The organism is Pseudomonas sp. FG47, assembly GCF_057809115.1.
This window is the reverse complement of record NZ_JBMDJI010000019.1, coordinates 65170-90149: the sequence shown is the minus strand read 5'-3', so window position 1 is coordinate 90149 and position 24980 is coordinate 65170. Positions and strand designations below refer to the sequence as shown.

The 24980-nt window shown below is 64.6% G+C and carries 22 protein-coding genes; 5 read left to right on the top strand and 17 right to left on the bottom strand.

Going from position 1 to position 24980, the window contains the following annotated elements; translation table 11 throughout:
- Positions 1 to 17: 17 nt before the first annotated feature.
- The 7 genes from ACODS5_RS15730 to ACODS5_RS15700 form a co-directional block, all read right to left on the bottom strand.
- The gene (locus ACODS5_RS15730; protein WP_134691881.1) at positions 18 to 1892 is read right to left on the bottom strand and encodes an MFS transporter; all 1875 of its coding nucleotides are present in this window, start codon (positions 1890 to 1892) and stop codon (positions 18 to 20) included.
- Between the two features lie 117 nt (positions 1893 to 2009).
- Complete coding sequence (locus ACODS5_RS15725) at positions 2010 to 2762, bottom strand: hypothetical protein (protein WP_489109083.1); 753 nt, start codon at positions 2760 to 2762, stop codon at positions 2010 to 2012.
- Entirely contained in the window at positions 2759 to 3391 is a 633-nt protein-coding gene (locus tag ACODS5_RS15720; protein WP_489109082.1) for a B3/B4 domain-containing protein, read from the bottom strand. The genes ACODS5_RS15725 and ACODS5_RS15720 overlap by 4 nt, the downstream gene beginning before the upstream one ends.
- 13 nt (positions 3392 to 3404) lie before the next feature.
- Complete coding sequence (locus tag ACODS5_RS15715; RefSeq protein ID WP_134691878.1) at positions 3405 to 5009, bottom strand: B12-binding domain/radical SAM domain-containing protein; 1605 nt, start codon at positions 5007 to 5009, stop codon at positions 3405 to 3407.
- A gap of 49 nt (positions 5010 to 5058) precedes the next feature.
- Positions 5059 to 5955: a DMT family transporter gene (locus ACODS5_RS15710; RefSeq protein WP_134691877.1), complete on the bottom strand. Its 897-nt coding sequence runs from the start codon at positions 5953 to 5955 to the stop codon at positions 5059 to 5061.
- Between the two features lie 123 nt (positions 5956 to 6078).
- A complete protein-coding gene (locus tag ACODS5_RS15705) occupies positions 6079 to 6828 on the bottom strand; it encodes an AraC family transcriptional regulator (protein ID WP_167659478.1) in 750 nt (249 codons plus the stop codon).
- A gap of 126 nt (positions 6829 to 6954) precedes the next feature.
- Positions 6955 to 8094, bottom strand: coding sequence for a TDT family transporter (locus tag ACODS5_RS15700; RefSeq protein WP_134691875.1), 1140 nt, complete (start codon positions 8092 to 8094; stop codon positions 6955 to 6957).
- Positions 8095 to 8254: 160 nt separating this feature from the next.
- Between ACODS5_RS15700 and ACODS5_RS15695 the strand changes: the two genes are divergently transcribed.
- Together ACODS5_RS15695 and ACODS5_RS15690 are read left to right on the top strand one after the other, a co-directional pair.
- Positions 8255 to 9442 (top strand): MFS transporter, encoded by a 1188-nt coding sequence (locus ACODS5_RS15695; protein ID WP_134691874.1) that lies wholly within the window; start codon positions 8255 to 8257, stop codon positions 9440 to 9442.
- 115 nt (positions 9443 to 9557) lie between these two features.
- Positions 9558 to 13034 (top strand): hybrid sensor histidine kinase/response regulator, encoded by a 3477-nt coding sequence (locus ACODS5_RS15690; RefSeq protein ID WP_134691873.1) that lies wholly within the window; start codon positions 9558 to 9560, stop codon positions 13032 to 13034.
- Here the strand turns inward: ACODS5_RS15690 and ACODS5_RS15685 are convergent.
- Positions 13006 to 14364: a DNA recombination protein RmuC gene (locus tag ACODS5_RS15685; RefSeq protein ID WP_489109086.1), complete on the bottom strand. Its 1359-nt coding sequence runs from the start codon at positions 14362 to 14364 to the stop codon at positions 13006 to 13008. The genes ACODS5_RS15690 and ACODS5_RS15685 overlap by 29 nt on opposite strands.
- Positions 14365 to 14606: 242 nt before the next feature.
- A complete protein-coding gene (locus ACODS5_RS15680; protein ID WP_134691871.1) occupies positions 14607 to 15011 on the bottom strand; it encodes a tetratricopeptide repeat protein in 405 nt (134 codons plus the stop codon).
- Positions 15012 to 15939: 928 nt separating this feature from the next.
- On the opposite strand from ACODS5_RS15680, the gene ACODS5_RS15675 reads away from it, so the two are divergent.
- From ACODS5_RS15675 to ACODS5_RS15665, 3 genes are all read left to right on the top strand, one after another.
- Complete coding sequence (locus ACODS5_RS15675; protein WP_134691870.1) at positions 15940 to 16164, top strand: hypothetical protein; 225 nt, start codon at positions 15940 to 15942, stop codon at positions 16162 to 16164.
- 245 nt (positions 16165 to 16409) lie between these two features.
- Positions 16410 to 16892 carry a hypothetical protein gene (locus ACODS5_RS15670; protein WP_134691869.1) on the top strand — a complete coding sequence of 161 codons (483 nt, stop codon included), beginning with the start codon at positions 16410 to 16412 and terminating at the stop codon, positions 16890 to 16892.
- A gap of 140 nt (positions 16893 to 17032) precedes the next feature.
- Positions 17033 to 18331, top strand: a complete 1299-nt coding sequence (locus tag ACODS5_RS15665; RefSeq protein WP_134691868.1) for an OmpP1/FadL family transporter — start codon at positions 17033 to 17035, stop codon at positions 18329 to 18331.
- A gap of 66 nt (positions 18332 to 18397) precedes the next feature.
- Here the strand turns inward: ACODS5_RS15665 and ACODS5_RS15660 are convergent, their stop codons facing one another.
- The 8 genes from ACODS5_RS15660 to cobU form a co-directional block, all read right to left on the bottom strand.
- On the bottom strand, positions 18398 to 18946 hold the full coding sequence (locus ACODS5_RS15660) for a glutathione peroxidase (RefSeq protein ID WP_489109081.1): 549 nt from the start codon (positions 18944 to 18946) through the stop codon (positions 18398 to 18400).
- Positions 18947 to 19095: 149 nt separating this feature from the next.
- Positions 19096 to 20298 (bottom strand): MFS transporter, encoded by a 1203-nt coding sequence (locus ACODS5_RS15655; RefSeq protein ID WP_134691866.1) that lies wholly within the window; start codon positions 20296 to 20298, stop codon positions 19096 to 19098.
- Positions 20299 to 20362: 64 nt separating this feature from the next.
- Entirely contained in the window at positions 20363 to 20767 is a 405-nt protein-coding gene (locus ACODS5_RS15650; protein ID WP_253092516.1) for a MarR family winged helix-turn-helix transcriptional regulator, read from the bottom strand.
- Positions 20768 to 20809: 42 nt separating this feature from the next.
- Entirely contained in the window at positions 20810 to 21988 is a 1179-nt protein-coding gene (locus ACODS5_RS15645; RefSeq protein WP_489109080.1) for a glycoside hydrolase family 5 protein, read from the bottom strand.
- Positions 21989 to 22109: 121 nt separating this feature from the next.
- Positions 22110 to 22838, bottom strand: coding sequence for an adenosylcobinamide-GDP ribazoletransferase (locus tag ACODS5_RS15640; RefSeq protein WP_134691863.1), 729 nt, complete (start codon positions 22836 to 22838; stop codon positions 22110 to 22112).
- 1 nt (position 22839) lies between these two features.
- Positions 22840 to 23409 (bottom strand): alpha-ribazole phosphatase family protein, encoded by a 570-nt coding sequence (gene cobC / locus ACODS5_RS15635; protein ID WP_489109079.1) that lies wholly within the window; start codon positions 23407 to 23409, stop codon positions 22840 to 22842.
- A complete protein-coding gene (gene cobT, locus ACODS5_RS15630; protein ID WP_134691861.1) occupies positions 23406 to 24461 on the bottom strand; it encodes a nicotinate-nucleotide--dimethylbenzimidazole phosphoribosyltransferase in 1056 nt (351 codons plus the stop codon). The genes cobC and cobT overlap by 4 nt, the downstream gene beginning before the upstream one ends.
- Positions 24458 to 24979 carry a bifunctional adenosylcobinamide kinase/adenosylcobinamide-phosphate guanylyltransferase gene (gene cobU / locus ACODS5_RS15625; RefSeq protein ID WP_134691860.1) on the bottom strand — a complete coding sequence of 174 codons (522 nt, stop codon included), beginning with the start codon at positions 24977 to 24979 and terminating at the stop codon, positions 24458 to 24460. The genes cobT and cobU overlap by 4 nt, the downstream gene beginning before the upstream one ends.
- Between the last annotated feature and the right edge of the window lies 1 nt (position 24980).

Here is a 24980-nt window from a genome sequence, read left to right as displayed (position 1 = left end):
CCTTCGCTTGCACCGCCTTAACGTAGCGCGCCGCGCAGCAGGCTCACCTGTTCGCGCAGCGCTTCAGGCTGCGCCGCCTCCGCCGGGATGGCGGCGCCAGCCACGATGGTCACCCGCGACCACAGACGCTTGAAGAAGCCCTTGTTCGGATCGCGACTGAAGAAACTCCCCCACAGCCCCTGCAACGCCAACGGAATCACCGGCACTGGCGTTTGCTCCAGGATACGGCTGACCCCACCCTTGAACACATCGATCTCACCATCCGAACTCAGCTTGCCCTCGGGGAAGATGCACACCAGCTCGCCGTCAGCCAGGTACTGGGCGATGCGAACGAAGGCTCGCTCGTAGGTCGCCTCGTCTTCGCCACGCCCGGCGATCGGGATGGCTCCGGCGGTGCGGAACACGAAGTTGAGCACCGGCAGGTTGTAGATCTTGTAGTACATGACGAAACGGATCGGCCGGCGGATGGCGCCACCGAGCAATAGCGCATCGACGAACGAGACATGGTTGCACACCAGCAGCGCCGCGCCTTCGTCGGGAATACGCTGCAACTCGCGGTGCTCGACCCGGTACATCGAATGGCTGAGCAGCCAGATCAGGAAGCGCATGGTGAATTCCGGCACGATCCGGAAGATATAGGCGTTGACCGCGATATTGAGCAGCGACACCACCAGGAACAACTGCGGGATACTCAGCTTGGCCAGGCTCAACAGGACGATGGTGATGATCGCCGACACCACCATGAACAGCGCGTTGAGGATGTTGTTGGCGGCGATCACCCGGGCCCGCTCGCCCTCTGCGGTGCGGGCCTGGATCAAGGCGTACAGCGGCACGATGTAGAAGCCGCCGAATACCCCAAGGCCCACGATCGAGAGCATGATCCACCAGGCCTGGCTCATGCCCAGCAGTGCCAGCCAGTCATGGGGCGTCGCCGCAGCAGGAACGTCCCCGGAGTGCCACCACCAGAGCAGGCCGAACAGGGTCAGGCCGAACGAGCCGAACGGCACCAGGCCGATTTCCACCTTGCGCCCGCTGAGGCGCTCGCACAGCAGCGAACCGACGGCGATGCCCACCGAGAACAGGGTCAATACCAGGGTGACCACGGTCTCGTCGCCATGCAGCCAGTCCTTGGCATAGGCCGGGATCTGCGTGAGGTAGATGGCGCCGACGAACCAGAACCACGAGTTGCCGACAATCGAGCGCGACACCGCCGGGGTCTGCCCCAAGCCCAGGCGCAGGGTGGCCCAGGACTGCTTGAAGATGTTCCAGTCCAGCTTCATCTCGGGTGCGGCGGCGGCGGCGCGGGGGATCCAGCGGCTGGCCAGGTAGCCGAGCACGGCGGTACCGACCACGCCCGCCGCGGCCAGCGCCGCATAGCTGGATGACGACATCAGCACGCCAGCGCCGATGGTCCCGGCCAGGATCGCCAGGAAAGTCCCCATCTCCACCAGGCCGTTGCCGCCCACCAGTTCCTCCTCCCGCAGGGCCTGGGGCAGGATCGAATATTTCACCGGGCCGAACAGCGCCGAATGGGTGCCCATGGCGAACAACGCCAGCAGCATCAACTCCAGGTGATGGGTGACGAAACCGGTCGCGCCGATGGCCATGATGGCGATCTCGGCCAGCTTGATCGCGCGGATCAGCCGGTCCTTGGCGAATTTCTCGCCAAACTGCCCGGCCAATGCCGAGAACAGGAAGAACGGCAGGATGAACAGCAAGGCGCAGAGGTTGACCCAGATCGAGCGGTCGCCTTCCAGGCTCAGCTTGTAGAGGATCGCCAGGATCAGCGACTGCTTGAACAGGTTGTCGTTGAAGGCGCCCAGCGACTGGGTCATGAAGAACGGCAGGAAACGCCGTTTGCCGAGCAGGGTGAATTGCGAGGGGTGACTCATCGTCCGTGTACCTGATTGGGCTTTTTCATTGGAGGCGCGCACGGCGCGCCAAGCCACAAATCTGCACGGGAACAGGCCAGAAAGGCAACCCGCCGAGCAGGCTGCGCGCATAACAGCTCATCGGCGCACTTGCTCGCACAGCGCAACTTCAAGCTCAGGCGTCACGAAGGCCTGGCCGATCTCGGCATGCTGGACTGCCTGCACGCTCATGCCGAAGCGCGCAAACAGCGCGCTCAACCAGCTGGGATGGTAGGCATAGGTATGTAACCCCAGAGCGTCATGGAACAACTCGCCGCGTTCATCGCGGCTCAAGGTCAGAGGGTTGTAGCCACACGCGGCATAATAGGCAAAACGCGCCAGCAACGCCGCAGGTGTCGTCTGGTAGGAACTGAGCAACAGCGCACAACCGCTACGCGCGATACTACGCACCGCAGACTCGACCTCGGTGATGTTGCCAAAGCAGTTGAACGGAATGAACAGCAGTATGTCGCTGGGCGCAATGCCTGCCAGTTCGCGGGCGATGAGTTCATCGACCTGCTCCGCGCGTCCCACCACCAACGTGCAGCGTTGCTGGTCAGCCTCGGCGAGCCGGGCGCGGCCGCGCTGGATATAGCGTTCGACCGGGTCGATACCGAGGTAGCGCTTGCCTGCGGCGCGACACCAACCCGCATGGGTGCCCTCATGGCAGCCGATTTCGACGATCACCTGCCGAGACCGTGCCGCCGCCGCTAGCAGCATCCGCTCAGAGTGCAGAAAGGCATTGATCGCAGGCGGAAAGTGCGCATCACTGAACAGTTGGTCGCCAGCGCCGCAGGCATAGAAGCCGGCAGCGGAATCATCATGTGCAAGGGATTGCGGCCCGGTCGTCATTGGCAAACTCCCATGTTGCAGGCAACCAGCGAGTACGAGTAGCAGTCATGCAGCAGTGCGCTGGCATCGCCCTGGACCGTCAGTGGATTGACCTCGTCACTGGCGTAGAAGAACAGCATCAACAGCGCCTGGCTTTGCGCACCCACGCAGGTTCGCCGGGAGTCGGCGTGCAGGCTACCGAAGTAGCCCTGCGTGTCGCGCACCGCCGGCATTCCCCCAAGCTTGATGGTCTTGTCGGCAATACCCTGGTAGCTCGCCTGCGGCTCACCCACGGTGCAGACGATCGGCCCCTCCAGGCAAGCCATGTCGTAGGACCCGACACAGACGCCGTAACGCAATGAAATGCAGTTACCGATATCCACCACGGCGTTGACGCTTGCCAATGGCTTGCCCCCCGCCACCCGACGACTGAGCGCATCGCAGGAAGGCCGGTAGCGTGACGGGTCGGCACCGCATGCCTTGAACAGGCGCCGGGCACTGTCAATGTTCTGTTGCGCGACCGCATCAGGCTCGCCAGCCCCCAACGCTGGCAAGCGCCCATTGTCGACCGTGCCAGCCAGCTGACAGTAGAGAAAACCCACCCGCAGGGACGGCCAGGCGGTGGACAGCGCGGAAGCTACTTCGATCATGGAAGCTCAAGCCTCAGACAATGTTATTGAGTTGCTGGTAGAGCCCGTCCAGCTCCGTGAGCTCGGCCAGGCTGGCCATGCTCACCCCGGGCATGCAATAACGCGTGGAAGCCTCACCGAAGACCCGGGAGATGATCGGCGCACGGGGGTCGTCGGCATCGATGGCCCACTCCAGGTAGTGGTGCCGATTGCCCTGATCCTGGCGCAACGGATGCTGCACCGCCCAGTTCATGCTGATGCATTTGGGTTGCCCCAGCTCGCGCTGCCAAGCGCCTATCCGCTCGAGCAAGGCGATGCGCTGGGCATGCTTTTCACCAAGGCCGAACAGTAGCGACAACCCACAGTCGATGCCGACACCAGCCAGGAAACGCAGGGCCTGTTCGCTCCTGTGCACCCAGCCGCTGGATGCCGCGTCACTGCATAGCAGGTCGCCCTTGAGGCTGGCCTTGGCGGCCCCACGGTTCTTGTGCATGGTTGCCGCGAGCGCCTCGTCCGGCGTCTCCAGCCCCATGAAGAGATAGCGCAGACCATTGCCTGCCAGCCGTGCAATCTGCGCCTGGCGATTGGGATCGTTGACCATGTCCACGGTCAATTGCCCACCAAAGACCATGCCCAGCCCCTGTGCTTCGATCAGGTCGGACAAGCGCGCGAGCGAAATCGCGTTGCCCTGCAGCAGGATGGAGTCTTCGACGAAGGCGCTGACCGTCCCGCCACCCGGCAGCCCAGGCGCCAGGCTGGCGATAGCGCGCAATTGCCGATACAAGCGCTGGTGCGCGCTCGCCATGCCATGCAACTTGCCATTGATGGCCTGGGCTTCGCTGCAGAAGTCGCACGAATAGATGCAGCCCTTGCTGGTATCGCTATAGGCATGAGCCGTCAGTTTGGTAGCAAAGACCGGAAACGCCGAGGTGATCGGGAACAAGGTCGCGGGCACGGGCAGATGGTCATAATCCAAGGGCAACTGTGCACTGCCTAGATGCATGACACGGTCCTCCTCCAGCCAGGCGGCCGTCCAGTCGCCACGAACCTCATCGCGATCCGCCAGGAATGTGGCGATGCTGGAAGCGTTCAGCTCCGAGGCGGGCAGGCCGGCCACCGCAACGCCAATCTCGCGTATCAGTGCCTCGCCATCCCCGGAAATCACCAGGTCGAAGAGGCGCCCAATATCCCCCCGAAGCATGGCCGCGATTGGCGAACCGGGGTGCACCCGCAGCTTGCCGTTCACCAGGTAGGTGGTCTCTATCGCGTGCTTGCCGCCGATCACCACGATCGCCTGAGGCCCCAGCACCTGCTTGACACGCGCGGCCACCGCGACGGCGCCAGGAAAGGAAATCGACATCGCGCCGATCAATACAAGGTTGGGTCGAACACTGGCCAGCGCCCGGTCCAGCCAGGCCAGCGTCTCATGCAGGTAGTCCGACATGAACACCGCCTCGGCCAGCCCCTGCGTGCTGTGCCAATTGCTCCGCCCCCATGCACCGATACCCTCGCGGGCCTCATGGGCACAGACCCTGATCGCATTATGCAAACTGAAAGGCGTGCTGCTGTTCAGGTGTTGTTCGTGGCCTGCAGGAGCAAACTGCCAGTGGGGAGCACTGACTGCCAGCACTCTGAGCATAGAGATATCCTTATCAAGTGTATTGCGGCCGAACACCCTGTTCAGGCCGTCAGCGAGCGCCGAAAGTGGCCACCAGGGTGCCTGCGACGATCAACCCGGCCGCGGCCATCAGCCGCAGATCGAGGGTCAGCACGCCTGCCAGCACCAGGAGCAAGGTCGAGATCAAGGGGGCCAGGTATGAAACCGCCCCCAGGAACTCGGCATTGCCGCTCTTGGTGGCGTAGTCCCAGGCGAAGAACGCCAGCCCGACCGGCCCGAGCCCCAGCAGCACGATCGCCAGGCAGCCTCGGGCGTCAGGGATCACCGTGTCTTCCAGCAGCAGGTGACAGATGAACCCGGCCAGCGCGACCAACCCGCAGATCCCGCCAATGACACCTACCGGCGCGCCTTCATGGCGCTTGTTGAACACCGAATAGCTCGACCACACCAACGCGCAACACAACGCAGCGGCATAGCCGAGCAAGGTGCGCGTGGTGAGCACACTGCTCTGTGGTTGCAAGATCAAGGCTGTGCCGGCCAGGCCCAGGCAGGCGCCCAGCAGGCACAGGCGGTTTAGGCGCCCCCCACCCTGCATGGCACTGAACAGCACGATCAACAGCGGCCACAGGTAGGCGATCATGCTGGCCTGCGCGGGCGGAGCGGCCTTGAGGGCAAAAAAGTAGAAGGCGTGGTACAGGAAGATCGCGGCGAATCCGGAACACCAGACCCCCACCGGCTGTCGCCAGGCCCGCAAGCCACCCCGCCAGCCACCCAGCGCGGCCAGGCAGGCAAGGCCGAAAGGAATGCAAAATGACAGAAACAGCAACTGAAAAGGCGGGATTCCCTGGGTCTGGGTGGTCAACAGCGCCAGCGCCGCCCACATCAGGATCGCCAGCAAGCCGCAGGCGTTGGCGGACTTCTTCAGGCTGGCGGGTGCAAGGGAGTTACCGTGCAACGCTTCGGACATGGGACGCTCGTAACCCGTCGAGGTGGTGAGCGAAACGTACGCCAGCCGTCATGGGCCCGGCTTGCAGGATCCGGCAATTTTTTTGTTGCCGCCTGCAAGGCCAGGCAGGTTGCGCCAGGGCGATCAGGCGCTGGCGCGTCGCAACCTGGCCGGGGTGATGTCACGGGCGCGCTTCAGCGCATGGGTCAACGCGCTCTGATCGGAAAAGCCGCAGGCCCGCGCAATGTCACTGATGGGCAGTCGGCTGCCGGAGAGCAGGCCAATCGCCCGTTCGATGCGCAGTTCCAGCAAGTAGGCATGGGGCGTCATCCGCAGTGACTGGTTGAACAGGTAGTTGAGCTTGCGTTCGCTGACGCCGGCAGCAACAGCCACATGCTTGCAGGTGATCGGCTGGTCAAGGTTGGCCCGCATGAACGTCGTGGCCTTGGCCAGCGGCGTGTACTTCGCGTCCGTGACCGACGCAGCCTGCCCGGAGATGGCGCTCAAGGCCAACCTGAGCCAGGCGCCGGTGTCGACGGCGCGCTGCTCCTGAACCGCCCCTCTGAGAAAGGCAATCAGGTGGCAGAACGACAAGGGCACGCTGAAGAAACGTTCGTCGAGCAGGCGCAGCGCCCCCACCTGACGGCCATCGGCCAGGCGGAAGTCGATGGGGATGTCGGCAACCACATACTGGCTACCCGAGGAAGCATTGAAGCGATGGTGGCTGGCGGCGGGGATCAATATGCCCCTGGCATTGGTCAGATGCCCTTGCGTGCCATCGACCTCTATTTCCATGGTGCCGTGGGTGGGAATGACCAACTGGTGGAAGTCGTGCACATGAAGGCTGACGCCTTCGGCATAGGACTTGAGCGAAACGATCGAATTCAGCTCCATTAAGGCGCTCCTTGCCCGCTTGTTCTTGTTGTCCGCGCCCTGCCCTCCAGACACAGATAACCGCATCCATGCGTCTTCGCCAAGCGAGCAAGCCCGACAGTACTGCCGGGCCTTCGTGCTGTCCAGCTACGCCTGTGCAATACACGGCGACACGAACAGCTCACCTCGCCACGCCCCACGCAGGGTGCGACTGGCCACCACCGCCCAGAGCAGGGCCAGCGCCACCACCAGCACCAGGCCGAACACGCTGAAGAAATCGAGCGACAACCAGGCAGCCAGCTTCAACGTCGCCAGGCAGTACACCCCCAGCGGGAAGGTGAACCCCCACCAGCCCAGGTTGAACGGCATGCCCTGGCGCATGTAGCGCAAGGTGATCAGCACCGCGGTCAGCAGCCACCAGAGCCCCGCGCCCCACAGCACGATCCCGGCCACCAGCCCCAAGCCGCGCGCCACCTCACCCAACCCGCCCAGGCCATTGGCGGCGAACACTGCCGGCGCATCGCCACCCAGCACCAGCATGCCCAGCGCGCCAGTACCGATCGGGCCCAACGCCAACCAGCTGGAAGCGGCCATGTTGGCCGGCGGCAATTTGTGCAGGGCCATGCGCAGCATGAGGATGGTCAGGATGCTGAACGCCACCGGCAGCGACACCGCCCACATCACGTAGCTGGTCACCACCACCAGGAACTGCTGGTGGGCGTCGGCCAGGTGCGGGGCCAGCAGGCCACCACTGGCCGCGGCGACTTCCGCTGCCACCACCGGCAGCAGCCAGACCGCGGTCATCTGGTCGATGCTGTGTTCCTGGCGGGTGAACATCAGGTAGGGAATAGCCACCCCGCACAGCAGCGCCAGGCCCACGTCCAGCCACCACAAGGCCTCGACCCAGGGCACCACGGCCTCGCCCCAGCGCGCCATGCCGAACACCAGGGCGCCATTGAGAATGGTGGCCAGCCCCATGGGAATGGTGCCGAAGAACATCGACACGGTGGAATGGGCGAAGATGCGCCGGGCTTCGTCGAAGAACAGCAGCCAACGGGCGCCGTACAGGACACAGAACAGGGTGAACAGGCCAATGGTCAGCCACCACAGCCCTTCGGCCACGCGGTCCAGCACCGGCACCTGGAGCTGGTGAAACGCCAAGGCCAGCACGCCGGTGCCCATGGTTGCGGCGAACCAGTTGGGGGTGAACTGGCGAATCACCTCGCGCGGGTGCGCCAGATGGCTGAGCGGGCGCCAGCAGGGCGCGTGGGTCTGGGTGCATGGCATGAACGTTTCTCCTGGCCTTGGGTAAGGTAGGAATATCTTATGCCCGTGAAGAATATCTATATAACGGGTAATTTCTCTATCTGTTATCGATTTTACATATATAGCGTTCGATCAGCCGCCTGGCATATGCTTGGCCGCTAACAATGACAAGGACCCGTCGATGCTCCGTGCCCTGAAAAACTATCCATCCGCCGTGCGCCTGTTGCTGTTCACCACCTTCACCTTGACCATGGCCCGGGCGATCACCCTGCCCTATCTGGTGGTGTACCTGTCGGCGCACATGGGCCTATCGGTCGGCCACACCGGCCTGCTGGTGGGTGGCGCCATGCTTCTGGCCTCCATGCTCAGCCTCTACGGCGGGCACCTGGTCGACACCCTGCGCAGCCACACGCTGATCGTCGCCTGCACGCTGCTGTTCGCCCTGGCCTTCATTGGCATCGTGAGCAGCACCTCGGCGCTGCTGTTCTTCTGCTTCCTGGTGGTGGCCTACCTGGCCCAGACCGTGGTCGACATTACCGCCAAGGCCGGGTTCTGCGCCCTGCTGCCCGAAGACCGGCGCGGCGAAGCGTTCGCCATCAAGTACACGTTCAACAACATCGCCTGGGCCGCAGGGCCGATGCTCGGAGTGCTGTTGATCGAGGCCGACGACCACCTGCCGTTTCTGCTATCGGCGCTGATCGGCAGCGGTTTGAGCCTGGCTTATTACTGGCTGGGCGAGCGCAACCTGCTGGGCCTGCGCGAGGACGGGCCCGCGGCGGGCTTCGCCCAGGTTGCCCTGGGCATGCTGCGCGACCGCCGGCTGGTCTGCTTTACCCTGGGCGGCGTGCTCAGCGCCGTGGTGTTCGGCCAGTTCACCGCCTACTTGTCGCAATACCTGGTGGTGACCCTGCAGGACCCGGCCCAGGTCGCGCGGCTGGCGGGCTACCTGGTGACCACCAACGCCGTCACGGTGATTGCCCTGCAGTACGTGATCGGCCGGCGCATCGGCCGCCAGCAGCTGATGCCCTGGCTGATGGCCGGCATGGCCATGTTCATCGCCGGTTTGCTGGGGTTTTCCGTGGCGGCTTCGGCGCCAGCCTGGTGCCTGGCGATGCTGGTGTTCACCCTGGGCGAGATCATCGTGATTCCGGCCGAATTCATGTTCATCGACCTGATCGCACCGGAACACCTGCGCGGGGTTTATTATGGCGCGCAGAACCTGTCCAACCTGGGCGGCGGGCTGGGGCCGATCCTGGTAGGCCTGGCACTGGGGTATCTGCTGCCGGCGGCGGTGTTCTACCTGCTCATCGGCTCGGTCATGTTGGCGGCGATGTTCTATTGGCTGGGCACGCGTCGGCGGGTGGAGTAGGCGCCGGCCCTGCGACGTCCTGCCACTGCGACCATGGTCTGCGCTGACGCGGCGCCCGCTGCGTGCCAGACTGATTGATCGGGACCGCGTTTTCTTTTTCTGCTCCGGAGTTTGCATGTCGTTGTCCAGCGGGCTGATCGCCGTGGTCGCCCTGGCCTATATGGCCATCATGTTCGCCATCGCCTTCTACGGCGACCGCCGCAGCACACCGTTGCCGCCGCGCCTGCGCGCCTGGGTGTACAGCCTGTCGTTGGCAGTGTATTGCACCAGCTGGACCTTCTTCGGCGCGGTCGGCCAGGCCGCCGAGCAGCTCTGGGCGTTCCTGCCCATCTACCTGGGCCCGGTGCTGCTGCTGATCTTCGCACCTTGGGTGGTGCAGAAGATGGTGCTGATCAGCAAGCAGCAGAACATCACCTCGATCGCCGACTTCATCGCCGCGCGCTACGGCAAGTCGCAGACCCTCGCCGTGGTGGTGGCGTTGATCTGCCTGGTCGGCGTGCTGCCTTATATCGCCCTGCAGCTCAAGGGCATCGTGCTGGGCGTCAACCTGTTGATCGGCGCCAGCGCCGATGCCACCGGCAGCCGGGTGCAGGACACCGCCCTGGTGGTATCGCTGGTGCTGGCGCTGTTCGCCATCGTGTTCGGCACCCGCAGCCTCGATGTCACCGAACACCACCGCGGCATGGTGCTGGCCATCGCCTTCGAATCGCTGGTCAAGTTGCTGGCCTTCCTCGCGGTAGGCGTGTTCGTGGTGTTCAACCTGTACGACGGCTTCGACGACCTGTTCACCCAGGCACGTCAGTCGGTGCACCTGGACAGCTATTGGCAGGAGACCATCAACTGGCCGTCGATGGTGGTGCAGACCGCCGTGGCGATGATGGCGATCATCTGCCTGCCGCGGCAGTTCCACGTTACCGTGGTGGAGAACATCGAACCCCAGGACATGCGCCTGGCACGCTGGGTGTTCCCGCTGTACCTGGCCTTGGCGGCGCTGTTCGTGGTGCCGATAGCCCTGGCCGGGCAGATGCTGCTGCCGGGCACGGTGATCTCCGACTCCTTCGTCATCAGCCTGCCATTGGCCGAGGCGCACCCGAGCCTGGCCCTGCTGGCCTTCATCGGCGGCGCCTCGGCGGCCACCGGCATGGTCATCGTCGAGGCCGTGGCATTGTCGACCATGGTCTCCAACGACATGCTGCTGCCCTGGCTGCTGCGGCGCAACAACGCCGAACGGCCGTTCGAGGTGTTCCGCCACTGGATGCTCTCGGTGCGTCGGGTGACCATCGTGGTGATCCTGCTGCTGGCCTACGTCAGCTACCGCCTGCTGGGCTCCACCGCGAGCCTGGCCACCATCGGCCAGATCGCCTTCGCCGCGGTCACCCAACTCACCCCGGCGATGCTCGGCGCGCTGTACTGGAAGCAGGCCAACCGCCGCGGCGTGTTCGCCGGCCTCGCCGCAGGCATCTTCCTGTGGTTCTACACCCTGGTGCTGCCGATCACCGCCCATAGCCTGGGCTGGTCGCTGCAGCTGTTCCCGGGCCTGGCCTGGCTGCACGGCAATCCGCTGAACCTGCCGATCACCCCACTGACCCAGGGCGTGGTGCTGTCGCTGGCCGGCAACTTCACCCTCTTTGCCTGGGTCTCGATCCTGTCGCGCACGCGGGTTTCCGAGCACTGGCAGGCCGGGCGCTTCATCGGGCAGCAGACCAGCGCCCGCCCCAGCAGCAAGCCGCTGCTGGCAGTGCAGATCGACGACCTGCTCAAGCTGGCCGCGCGCTTCGTCGGCGAGGAACGCGCCCGGCAGAGCTTCATCCGTTTCGCCTACCGCCAGGGCAAGGGCTTCAACCCCAACCAGAACGCCGACGGCGACTGGATCGAGCACACCGAACGGCTGCTGGCCGGCGTGCTCGGCAGCTCCTCGACCCGCGCGGTGGTCAAGGCCGCCATCGAAGGCCGCGACATGCAGCTCGAGGACGTGGTACGCATCGCCGATGAGGCCAGCGAGGTGCTGCAGTTCAACCGCGCGTTGCTGCAAGGCGCCATCGAGAACATCAACCAGGGCATCAGCGTAGTGGACCAGAACCTGCACCTGGTGGCCTGGAACCGTCGCTACCTTGAACTGTTCAACTACCCCGACGGGCTGATCAGCGTCGGCCGACCGATCGCCGACATCATCCGCTACAACGCCGACCGCGGCCTGTGCGGCCCGGGCGAGGCCCAGGTACATGTGGCGCGGCGCCTGCACTGGATGCGCCAGGGCCGCGCCCATTCCTCCGAACGGTTGTTCCCCAATGGCCGGGTGATCGAGCTGATCGGCAACCCGATGCCGGGCGGTGGTTTCGTCATGAGCTTCACCGACATCACCCCGTTCCGCGAGGCCGAGCAGGCCCTGCGCGACGCCAACGAAGGTCTCGAGCAGCGGGTCGCCGAACGCACCCGCGAACTGTCGCAGCTCAACCAGGCGTTGATCGAGGCGAAAAGCCGCGCCGAAGCCGTCAGCCAATCCAAGACGCGCTTCCTCGCCGCCGTCAGCCACGACCTGATGCAGCCGCTGAACGCCGCGCGGTTGTTCTCCGCGGCGTTGTCGCAACAGGCCGAAGGCATGAACGACGAAGCCCGCCAACTGGTCCAGCACATGGACAGCTCGCTGCGCTCGGCCGAGGAGCTGATCAGCGACCTGCTGGATATCTCGCGCCTGGAAAACGGCCGGGTCACCCCGGACGTCAAGCCCTTCGCCCTCAACCAGTTGTTCGACACCCTTGGCGCCGAGTTCAAGCTGCTGGCTGCCGAAAAAGGCCTGGAGTTCCGCTTGCGCGGCAGCCGCCTGCGGGTCGACAGCGACATGAAACTGTTGCGCCGGGTACTGCAGAACTTCCTCACCAATGCCCTGCGCTATGGCAAGGGGCCGATCCTGCTCGGCGTGCGCCGCCAGGGCGAACGCCTGTGGCTGGAGGTGTGGGACCGTGGCCCAGGTATCGCCGATGACAAGCTGGCGGTGATCTTCCAGGAGTTCAAGCGCCTCGACAGTCACCAGACCCGCGCCGAGAAAGGCCTGGGCCTGGGCCTGGCGATCGCCGACGGCCTGTGCCGGGTGCTCGGCCACCAACTGGAAGTCCGCTCCTGGCCGGGCAAGGGCAGCGTGTTCCGGGTGGGCGTGCCCGTCGCCCACAGCGCCGCCCCCGCCGCACCGGCGCCCGTGGAGCAGGCTGGTCAGCCGCTGGCCGGACTGCAGGTGCTGTGCGTGGACAACGAGGACAGCATCTTGATCGGCATGAACAGCCTGCTCAGCCGCTGGGGCTGCCAGGTATCCACCGCGCGCAACCAGGCCGAATGCGAGGCGCTGCTGGCCAAGGGCTTGCGCCCGCACCTGGCGCTGGTGGACTTCCACCTTGACGACGGCGAGACGGGTACCGGGCTGATGGGCTGGCTACGCGCGCGCCTGGGCGAACCGGTGCCGGGGGTGGTGATCAGCGCCGATGGTCGCAACGAGACCATCGCCATGGTCCATGCCGCCGGCCTGGACTACCTGGCCAAGCCGGTCAAGCCGGCGGCCCTGCGCGCCCTGCTCAACCGCCATCTGAGCCTGGTTCAGTAAGCGCTTCGTCGCTCAGCGCGCGCTCGATCAGCTCGGCCGGCAGGCTCTTGCTGGCCCGGGCGCCGAGCAGCTTGAGCTGCTCGCTGCGGCTGACCAGGTTGCCACGCCCCTCGCACAGCTTGTTGCGCGCCGCGGCATAGGCCTTGTCGACCTGGGCCAGGCGCGCGCCCAGTTCGTCCAGGTCCTGGATGAACAGCACGAACTTGTCGTACAGCCAGCCGGCGCGCTCGGCGATCTCCCGGGCGTTCTGGCCTTGGCGCTCCTGCTTCCACAGGCTGTCGATCACCCGCAGGGTGGCCAGCAAAGTGGTGGGGCTGACGATCACGATCTGCCGGTCGAAGGCCTCCTGGAACAGGTTCGGTTCGGCCTGCAACGCCGCCGAGAACGCCGCCTCGATAGGCACGAACAACAGCACGAAATCCAGGCTGTGCAGGCCTTCGAGGCGGTTGTAGTCCTTGCTGGACAGCCCTTTGACATGGTTGCGCAGCGACTGCACATGCTGCTTGAGCGCCGCCTCGTCGTTGTTGCCGACGAACTGCTGGTAGGCGGTGAGGCTGACCTTGGCATCGACCACCACCTGCTTGTCGCCCGGCAGCATGATCAGCACATCGGGCTGGAAACGCTCGCCATCGGCGCTCTTGAGGCTGACCTGGGTCTGGTATTCGCGGCCCTTCTCCAGGCCCGCGTGCTCCAGCACCCGCTCGAGGATCAACTCGCCCCAGTTGCCCTGGGTTTTCTGGCCCTTGAGCGCCTGGGTGAGGTTGGTGGCTTCGTCGGACAGGCGCAGGTTGAGCTGCTGCAGGCGCTCGAGTTCCTTGCCCAGCGAGAAGCGCTCGCGGGCCTCTTGCTGGTAGCTTTCCTCGACGCGTTTTTCGAAGGCCTGGATGCGCTCCTTGAGCGGGTCGAGCAACTGGCCCAGGTGCTGCTGGCTGGTCTGGGCAAAGCGTTGCTCGCGCTCGTCGAAGATCTTCGTGGCCATGTCGGCGAACTGCGCGCGCAGGGTGTCGCGAGCCTCCTGCAGGTCTTCCAGGCGTTGCTGGTGGCTTTCCTGCTGTTCACGCAGCTCGGCTTCCAGACGCGCGGTCTGGGCCTCCAGGCGGCGCAGCTCGGCTTCGCGATTGGCCCGCTCCAGGCTCCAGGCATGGGCGGCGTCGCGGGCGTTGTCGCGGTCGATCTGCAGCAGTTCCAACTCACGGCCCTGGGCCGCCAGTTGGGTCTGCTTGACGGTGTTGGCCTCGCCAAGGTCGCTGATTTCATCGCGACTGGCCTCCAGCTGCGCCTGCAAGCCGGCCTGGGCCAGTTGCGCGGCATTCAGACGCTCTTGCAGCAAGGCCTGCTCGGCCTTGCGCGCGCCCTGCCCGCGCTGCACCTGCATGACCCAGCCCAGGCAAGGCACCGCGCCTGCCACCACGCCCAGCAGGACGCTGGTCAGATCCACTGTCATGCTAACCCCGAACGAACATTGACGATTGCCGTGCAGCTTATCAGTTCAACTGCCCGCCACCACGTCTGCCTGTAGCAACCAGCCTTGCTGGCGAACCGCCCAGCGCGTAGTAAAGGGCCAGAACCGGACTATAACTGCCGCAGCAACCGCCGAGCCTCCTGCGACCCCTGCCCCGCCGCCAGCTCCAGCCAGTAGCGGGCCTGCTCTGGCTCCGGGCATAGGCGGCCATATTCCAACTGCGCCCGCCGATCGCCGGCACGGGCAGCCTGGCGCAACAGCTCATGGCCGATGCGCCGGTCCCGGGCATTGCCGCAGTCGCGGCAGAGCATCTGCCCCAAGCGGCTCTGGGCCACCACCACGCCTTGGCGCGCCGGCTGCTTGAGCATGCGCCCAGCCAGGTGCTTGACGCTGGGCTTGTCGCCCAGACGCGGGCTGTCGAGCAGCCACAGGGCCACTTTCAGGGAGAACCGTTTGGAGGAGGGCAACGAGGGGGCTGCAACCGGGGGAGCGAGGTGTTTACCGCGAAGCTTCATGACCGACAGCGTTGGTGACTCGAAAGGCGCGCCACTCTACTCCTTTTTGTCGCCAATGACCCCTTCGACTTACGGCTTAGGGGAAAAAAATTCGATGTTTTTTTCTTGACGTTTCACACCTGAAAATGCCGGCCACCCTATTGCCATCTGATTGTCGGACACGAGATGAAACAGCTGGCACGCCCGTCCTAGAGCAAGCCCTAGGGACAATCCACAGAAGCTGTGGATAACTCGGTGGACAACCCCTTCACGCAGGCTGCAAACCCCTGTGAAATGGGGGCTTCAGTCAAACTGTCGATTTTTTCACCAGCAAATATTAGTGTTTTTTTTCATTGACTTAAGCGTTCAGTCAAGTCATTGGCGAAGCGTCCACAGGATGTTGCAAGAGGGTTACAAGTCCCCATGCGAATGTGTACAAGTGCCCAGGCGCTGCACGAAAACGGCACAGGCCGGGCCGTCTTGGAGCAGTCTACCCTCTTCACAGCAGCCACGATTGCCGCCATAATGTTCGGCTTCGCGCAAACAAACCAAATACTTGCCAACCCACGATTGTTCGTGTAGGTTGTGCAGCGTTAGTACCCAGCTGAAAGTCAATTCTGGCCATCTACGTCCTCGCAGCCCACACTCGCATACGAGCAGGCACTGCCTCTTCGGACCGGCCCATTCGATGATTCACTTGGCAATCCCTGCCCTGCGCGAATCACGATTTCAGATTGATCAGGATCTTCCCCGGCGCCTAGAACCCAGGACCCGGTGTGCTGCCTGCCTTCTGTCGTACCTACCAGTCAGCCCAGCGCCCACTTATGCATGCGCCCTTCTGGCTGCCCTGTTCCAGTCAGGTTCTGCGTCTCCTTAATAAAGATGTCACTGGAACGTTTCTATTGTGCACGGATCGAATACCGTGTCTTACGCAGGAACATCCAACAATATGAGTAACCATCAGCAAATCCAGGCTGCCTTCGGCACCCTTTCCCAGGCCTTCGCCCCACTGAAGTGCCTGATCGTCGCGCCGCGCAAGGGCAGCTTCAGCTTCACCCTGGTCGACGAACACGGCATCGCCTGCCATAGCGAGCGTCTCTACCCGGACCAATACAACCGGGCAGAACCCTTGCAAGCAGTGATCGATCGTACCCGCCAGTCGCTGACCGCATGAATGAATGGCGGGTAATTCACGCCATGAATAGGTCACGCAACAGCCTGTCTGAAGGTAATTGGCTTAATTGCCAGCGGGCATATAGCCCGCGCCCTCAGACAGCAATCGATTTAAAAACAGCCTTTTACAGCACGCTTATCACACTACACTTCAACTCGAGCGGCGCTTGCCGCTTCCGGCGGGCCTGACCACTCACCAGCTGCCAAGCTCCAGCGCCCGTCGGTCCTTCTTAGCCAGAGGCCATCATGGGCATCGCTGCGAACGAGTTGAGTCAATATGTGATCCGGCCGACCCTGCTTTACCTGGATCGTCACTGCGACAGCGCCGAAGCTTTGTTACTGGGCGTTGCCGCCAGCCAATCAGCCTTGGGCTCGGCCCTGCACGACCGACGCGGCCATGGCTTGTACCGTATTGGTGAACAGCGCCACCGCTGCCTGTGGGATCACTTCCTGGCCCGCGACCCCGAGCTGGCCAGCCTGGTCCGTGGCCTGGCCAGCCAGCACGCCTTCCTGGGCGGCCCACACCTGGAACTGACGGTTAACCTGCGCTACGCCACCGCCATCGCCTGGATGCTCATCGAGGAACAAGCCATGCCATTACCGGCCGCCAACGACCTGCTGGGCCTGGCGCGCATCTGGCGGCAAACCTTCCAGCCACAGGGCCGCCTGCGCGATTTCACCCAGGCCTGGCAGCACTGCATCGAGCCGGCTCAGGTTCTGGCGTCCTGAAAGCCACCTCTACCGCGAAAAAAAGGAATTTTGGTCGGATTGTCCTACAAAACCGCTCTATCTCCAGTGTTTGCGCCTATAGCGTGGAGCGGCATTTGTTGGTAGCTTTTCGCCCCGGAGATCCCAAGGAGTTTCTAATAATGAAAAAAGTAATGCTCAAAACCTCTCTCGGCATTGCCGTTGCCCTCGCTTCCAGCCAATTGCTCGCCAGTGGTTTCGCCCTTAACGAACAAAGCGTCAGCGGTATGGGGACAGGTTTCGCGGGTCGTTCTTCTTCTGCCGAAGATGCCAGCACCGTGTACGGCAACCCGGCGGGCATGTCGCGCCTCAAGCGCGATCAGATGACCGTCGGTGGTGCCGCTGTGATTGCCAAGTCCGATATTTCGGGCCCAGGCAGCAGCAAGGGGGGGGAAACAGACGGTGACATGGTGCCTGTGGTCGGTGTACCGATGGGTTACTACGTCAAGTCGATCGATGACCACTGGAGCGTCGGTTTCGGCGTTTACGTGCCATTCGGCCTGGTCACCGATTACGGTAGCAACGATGCCGCACGCTACTGGGGTAAAAAGAGCCATGTCGAGGTCGTGACCTTCCAGCCGACCGTGAGCTATGCGTTCAACGACAAGGTTTCGATCGGTTTCGGTCCAACCATCAACCGCATCAAGGGCGAACTGAGCTCGAACCTGGCCAGTCTCTCGCCACTGAATCCTGCTGACGGCGAAATCAAGATCAAGGGCGACGACACCGCCGTGGGCTACAACATCGGTATCCTGGTCCAGGCCACTGATCGCACCCGCGTCGGCCTGACCTACCACTCGATGGTCGACTACAAGCTCGAAGGCAAGACCAAGGTCAGCTATGGCGTGCCTCGTCTAGGTGCCCTCAACGACAAGTACGATGCCAAGCTGAATATCAAGACCCCCGAGTCGGTGGACTTCTCGGTCACCCATGAGCTCGACGACCAGTGGACCCTTTATGCCGGTAGCACCTGGACCCGTTGGAGCCGCCTGAAAGACATCACCGTCAACAACAAGCTGCCAGCCGCCCTGGCAGGCAACCCGCTGACTGCCGCGTTCGGCACCATCACCGAGGAGCAGAACTGGCACGATACCTGGGCCCACGCCATTGGCGCCTCCTACAAGGTGAACAAGGAGTGGACCCTGCGTACCGGCTTCTCGGTTGACCAGTCGCCGACCAACAACACCAACCGCTCCCCGCGCATTCCCACTGGCGATCGCAAGATCTTCAGCGTGGGTGCAGGCTGGAGCCCGACCGACGACATGACCATCGACGTGGCCTACTCCTACCTGTGGGAAGAGGACACCAAGGTCAACAACCAGCCGCACAGCCTGCAGGAAGGCGCGCTCAAAGGCAGCTACAAGGCCAAGTACGAAAACAGCGCCCACGGCGTTGGTGCTTCGTTGACCTACCGCTTCTGAGTGACACTTGCCGCATGAAAAAACCGCCCTCGTGGCGGTTTTTTCATGCCTGCGTGGCAAACGGGCTCAGGGCTGGGAGGCAATGGCCTTGTCGATCGCCGCCGTGAACGCCGGATCATCCGGCTTGGTCAGGCTGGAGAAACTGCCGATCACCTTGCCCTTGCGGTCCACCACGTACTTGTAGAAGTTCCACTTCGGCGCGCTGCTCTGGCGGGCCAGCTCGACGAACAGCGGGATCGCGTCCCTGCCCCGCACCGGCTGGGCCTTGGTCATGCTGAAGGTCACGCCGTAGTTGGCATAGCAGACCTTGGCGGTCTTCTCGCTGTCGGCGTCTTCCTGCTTGAAGTCGTTGGACGGCACGCCGAGCATTTCCAGCCCTTGCCCCTGATAGTTCTGGTAGGTGGTCTCGAGCCCTTCGAACTGAGGGGCGAAGCCGCAGTAGCTGGCAGTATTAATTACCACCAGGGGCTTGCCGGCGAAGCGCTGGCACAGGTCGATCTGCTCCTTGCCGCGCAGTTCGGGCAGGCTGCCCTGGAGCAAGGCCGGGCAATCCGCCGCCCAGCTCGAGGTGACGGCCAGGGCCAGGATGGGTAGCATTAGCCAGCGTGCGTGCATTGTCGGTCTCCTGCGAATCATGCATTCAGGTGCAGGGTAGCCCTAACACAGGCTCATGCCCAACTGCAGCAGCGCCAACCCGCTCGCCTGCCAGCCCCACCACACCAAAGCCAGCACCAGCAATGCCGCCACGGCTAACAGCAAGCGCTTCATGCGGCCTGGGCCTGCAATCGCGCGACCGGACGCTCGCGTACCGGCCAGTTGAGCGCGGCGGCCAGCAGGCTGAGCAGGATCGACAACTGCCAGACCAGCTCGTAGCTGCCGGTGCGATCATACACCTCGCCACCCAACCAGCCGCCCAGGAAAGCCCCCAGCTGGTGGAACAGGAACACGATGCCGCCAAGCATGGACAGGTTGCGCACGCCGAACAGAGTGGCCACGGTGCCATTGGTCAGCGGTACCGTGGACAACCACAGCAGCCCCATGGCGATACCGAACAGGTAGGCGCTGTATTGCGTCACCGGTGCCCACAGGAACAGCACGATCACCACCGCCCGTAGCAAGTAAAGGCCGGTCAGCAGGCGTGGCTTGGACATCCGTCCACCCAGCCAGCCTGCGGTGTAGGTGCCGACGATATTGAACAACCCGACCAGCGCCAGCACCGTGGTGCCGGTGGTCGCCGGCAAATGCTGGTCGACCAGGTAAGCCGGCAGGTGCACGCCAATGAATACCACCTGGAAGCCGCAGACGAAAAAGCCCAGGGCCAGTAGCCAGAAGCCGGAATGCGAACAGGCCTCGCGCAGGGCCTGGCCAAGGCTTTGTTCGACACCATGGCTAGGCAGCGGACGGTCGCGCAGCAGGCCGACGAACGGCACGATCAGCGCCACCAGCAGGCCCAGTACCAGCAACGCCGACGACCAACCCAGCCACTGGATCAGGCCCTGGGTACCCGGCAGCATGGCGAACTGGCCGAACGACCCCGCCGCGCTGGCGATGCCCATGGCCATGCTGCGTTTTTCCGGCGCCACCGCGCGGCCAACCACGCCGAGGATCACCGAGAACGAGGTGCCGGAAAGGCCGATGCCAATCAACAGCCCGGCGCTCAGCGACAGCGACCAAGGTGAATCGGCCAGGGCCATCAGCACCAGCCCAGCGGTATAGAGCATGCCGCCAATGATCACGACCTTGGCCGCACCGAGCCGGTCGGCCAGGGCCCCGGAAAACGGCTGGGCCAAGCCCCAAATCAGGTTCTGAAAGGCGATGGCGAAGGCGAATACCCCTCGCCCCCAGCCGAACTCGCCGCTCATCGGCGCCAGGAACAGGCCAAAGCCATGCCGCACACCCAGGGATAACGCCAGGATCAGCGCCGCCCCCAGTAACACCCACCCGCTGCTCCGCCATAGGGAAGTCATTGTCGTTGTCTCCGGCACATCGCAAGGTTTATACGGGTATATACCCGCTTATAGTCGTGGTGATTCAGGCCAAGCGTTCCAACAAGCGCACCAGTTCATCCCGCTGCCCCTCGCCCAGGCGCGCCACCAACTGCTCCTGAGCCTGTTCCCAAGCAGGATGGGCTGCCTCCAGCCGGGCCTTGCCGGCGGCGCTCAGCAGCACCAGGCGGTTGCGCTGATCATCGCCCTCGGCCAGTTGCACCAAGCCTTCGGCTTCCAATACCCGCAGGTTGCGCCCCAGGGTGCTGCGCTCCAGGCCCATGGCCTCGGCCAGGCTGGTGATGCTCGGCCGGTCCAGACGCTGCACGTGACGCAGCAAGGAAAATTGCGCGACATTGATCCCGAAACCGGCCAGGGCTTCGTCATAGTGCCGGCTCACGCCACGGGCGGCGCGACGCAGGTGGGTGCAGATACATTCACTGGTCAGCATGGATACGTGTATATACCCGCATATCGACTGTTGCAAGAGGTTTCACGGCTGTAGCTGGCGCCGAATGGGCTCGAATGCCGGGGTCGCCTGGCGCGGCAAAGGGTCCGCCTGGCCGTTGTCGATGGCCTGCCAATAGCGCCACGGCACCTTGGCGGTGCCCAGTTCGTAATCCATGCCATCCCAGCTGTCCTCGCGAAAGCTGTAGAAGGCCCAATGCATCTGATGCTGGTCCAGTACCCTGAGCACATCCTCCAGGTACTGCCGGCACCCCGGCAGGCGCCGCATGCAGCCGAACTCCCCGACCACCAGGCGCGAGCGCGACAACTTCATTGCCTGGGCCCAGTCCAGGGGGCGCCGCAGGTAGTCGGCAACCCGCTGCGCGTCCCAAGGCTGCACCTGCCCGGCAAAAGGCACTGGCCCCGGATAGGCGTAGGGCCGCTTGCGGGCCAGGTTCGGCGCACTGGTGGCCGCATAGGGCTCGTACATGTGCACGCTGTACAGCACCCGGGCGTCCGCCAGTGGCGCGGGCCAATAGCTGAAGGCATCGGCGGCGGCGTACCAGCCGGCATCGAGCATGACCGGGGTCTTGCCATCGACTTCGCGGATTGCCGCCAGCAATTGCCGGTACAGCGCCGGCAGGTCACGTGCACCGCCCTGCTGGCGGGCATACCACTGCTGCATCTGCCCGGGCGACGCATGCTCGGTCAGCCCGCCGAGTTTCTCGGGTGCAGGCTCGTTGATCAGGTTGTAGGCGGCGATCGCCGGGTGATCCTTGAGCGCCTGGGCGACATCGCGCCAGAAGCGCGCGGATTGCGCCCAGAAGCGCTTGTCCTGCCACAGGCGGTCGTCGAACTTGCCCTGGTTGTTCTGGCTCCAGCGCATGCCGGGCAGCGACAGCGGGGTGATCACTACCTTCAGACCCGCGGCATGGGCCCGGTCGAGCACCGCGACGAGTTGCTTCAGGTCGGTAGCCGCCAGGCCCTGGTAATCATCGGCGTTGCCCAACAGAAAGTCGCGCTTGGCTGGGCGCCACTTGTCATAGGACAACCGCACCCAACTGGCCCCGTAGCCTTTGAGCGCATCGAAATAGGCCTGGTCCGGCGGCAGGCGGTTGAAGCTGTTGCCACCATGGCGCGGGGTGTCCCAGAAATCGATCAGGTCGGCGGCGCTGGCGGGGATGGCGGCAAGGGCCAGCAGGCTGGCGAGGATCCAGTGGTGCATGAGGGGCGTTCCAGGTGTTTGAGAGGGTCGAGGATAGCCGCAGTGGCCAAGACAGGGCTCCGAGTTACCGGTGGGATATTTCCGGCATAAACACCCCCTTGGCTGCTTCGCGCTGCCGCTCTTACAACGCCAATCCCAGCAGCACCACCAATTCCAGCAATTCCAGCAGTGCGCCCGCGGTATCACCCGTGGTGCCCCCCAGGCGCTGGCACATCAACCGCCGCAACCAGGCGAACGCCACGCCAGCCAGCAGCAGCACCCACAGTCCCGGCCAGCCCCCCAGCGCCGCGCAGAGCACCGCACAGCCCAGCAACACCGCAGCGCCCGCGCGACGTGGCAAATGCTCGGCCAAGGCCGCGCCAAGCCCACCCGGACGCACGTAAGGCGTCCCCAGGAACAGTCCGAGCAGCGCCGCGCGGCCCACCACCGGTGCCAGCACCAGCAGGCCGCCGGCATTGCGCTCGACCAGCACCCAGAGCGCGCAGAACTTCAACAATAGCACCAGCATCAGCGTGACCACGGCAATCGGCCCGCTGCGCGGGTCCTTCATGATCTGCAAGGTCCGCTCGCGGTCGCCAAAACCACCGAGCCAGGCATCGGCGCTGTCGGCCAGGCCATCCAGGTGCAGCGCGCCACTGAGCAACACCCACAGCGCCAGCAGCAAGGCCGCGTGCAGAGGGGCCGCCACGCCATGCAGCAGCTGGCTGGCCAGCCACAGCAATAGACCGAACAGCAGCCCCACCACGGGATAGAACAGCAGCGAACGCCCCATTTCCTGCGGCGCCGGCATACCCGGCAGGCGCACCGGCAGGCTGCTGAGAAACTGCAGGGCGATCCAGAACGGCAGCATCTCAGCGCACCTCGCGCAACTGACCGTCTTCAGCCACGGCCAGGCGTACCAGCGCGCCATGGCCGACCTCGACCTGCAACAGTTGCTCACGTGGCAGCCCGCGTGCACGCGCCAACAGCAAGCGCATCACCCCGCCATGGGTCACTACTAACACCCGTTTGCCGGCATGCTCGCGGTGCAGGCGCTCGACCGCAGACAGCACCCGTTCGGCAAAGGCCAGCACCGGCTCGCCCGCAGGCGGGGTGAACGCATAAGGATCACGCCAGAACAGCCCCAGGGCATCGGCGTCGGTCTGCATGATCTGGGCGGCGCTCTGCCCTTCCCAGTCGCCAAAATGCAGCTCGCGCACACCGGCCTCGCGCTGCACCGACAGGTTGATCCGTGCTCCCAGCTCTTCGGCAAACGCCGCGCAACGCTGCAACGGCGAGCTCACCAGCACATCCCAGGGGCCGGCAGCGGCGGTGGCCTGACGCATCTGCGCCCAGCCGTTTTCGGTAAGGGCATCGTCGAGACTGCCGCGCAAGCCGCCGCCGAGCTCGGTCTCACCATGGCGCAACAGCTCGAGGATCATGCCGGACGATCCGCCACCGCGGCCTCGGCAAAGGTCGCCATCTGCCCGTGCAGGGCGCAGGCCAGGCGAATCAGCGGCACCGCCAGCGCCGCGCCGCTGCCCTCGCCCAGGCGCAGCCCCAGGGCCAGCAGCGGCTCGGCTTCCAGCGCCGCCAGCAGGGCCTTGTGGCCTGGCTCGGCGCCCTGGTGGGCGAACAGCAGCCACGGGCGGCATTGCGGATTGAGGCGCACCGCCACCAGGGCGGCGACACTGCAGATGAAGCCGTCGACCAGCACCGCCACGCCGTGCTGGGCACAGGCCAGGTAGGCACCTGCCAGCGCGGCGATTTCGAAGCCGCCGACACAGGCCAATGCCTGCAGCGGCTGGTCAGCGCGCAGGCCGTGCAGCACCAGGGCACGCTCGATCACCTCGGCCTTGTGGCGCACGCCGGCGCTGTCCAGGCCGGTGCCCGGGCCGCTCAGCTCACGCGCCGGGCAGCCCAGCAAGGTACTGGCCAACGCGGCTGCGGCAGTGGTGTTGCCAATGCCCATTTCACCGCCGATGAACAGCTGGGCGCCGTTGTCGAGCGCGCGCAAGGCACTGTCGCGGCCGGCCTGCAACGCCGCCGCCAGCTGCGCGTCGGTCATCGCCGGCTGGCGGGCGAAGTTGGCGGTACCGGCCCCCAGGCGCAGGTGGTGCACACCTGGCAGTTGCAGGTCCGCGTCGATGGTGCCGAGGTCAACCACCCGCAGTTCGGCGCCCAGCTCGCGCGCCAGCACGCTGATCGCCGCGCCACCGCCGACGAAGTTGCGCAGCATCTGCCCGGTCACCGCTTGCGGATAGGCGGAGATGCCCTCCTCCACCACGCCATGGTCGCCGGCGAAGATGGTGATGGCGACCCGTTCCAGGCTGGGACGCTCGCGCCCCTGCAAGCCAGCCAGGCGTACCGCCAGGCCTTCGAGCTGGCCGAGTGAGCCGGCCGGTTTGGTCAGCTGTTGCTGACGGGCGCGGGCCTGGTCCATGGCGGCGCTATCGAGGGGTTGGCAGGCGTCACGCCACCACATCGGGGTCATAAGGCTGGTCCTTTGAGCATGAGAGGGAGGCCGGCGACGGTCAGCACCACGCGCTGGCAGCGTTCGGCCACGGCCTGGTGCAACGTGCCTGCCAGGTCGACATAACGACGGGTCAGTTCGCCCATGGGCACCACGCCCAGGCCAGTTTCGTTGCTGACCAGGATGATCGTGCCCGGCAATTGCGCCAGGCTGGCGAGCAGCGCGTCGCGCTCCTGCGCCAGGCGCTGGTCATCCTCGAGCATCAGCAGGTTGGTCAGCCACAGGGTCAGGCAGTCCACCAGCAGGCAGCGCCCTTCGCCGGCTTCGGCGTGCAGCACGGCGGCCAGCGCCACGGGCTCCTCCACCAGCCCCCAATGGGCCGGACGCCGTTCACGGTGCAAGCGCACGCGTTCATTCATCTCGCCGTCCAGCGGCTGGCTGGTGGCGATATAGGTCACCGGCAGGCCGCTGGCTTCGGCCAGTTGTTCGGCCAGGCGGCTCTTGCCCGAACGGGCGCCGCCGAGGATCAGGCTGTGCATT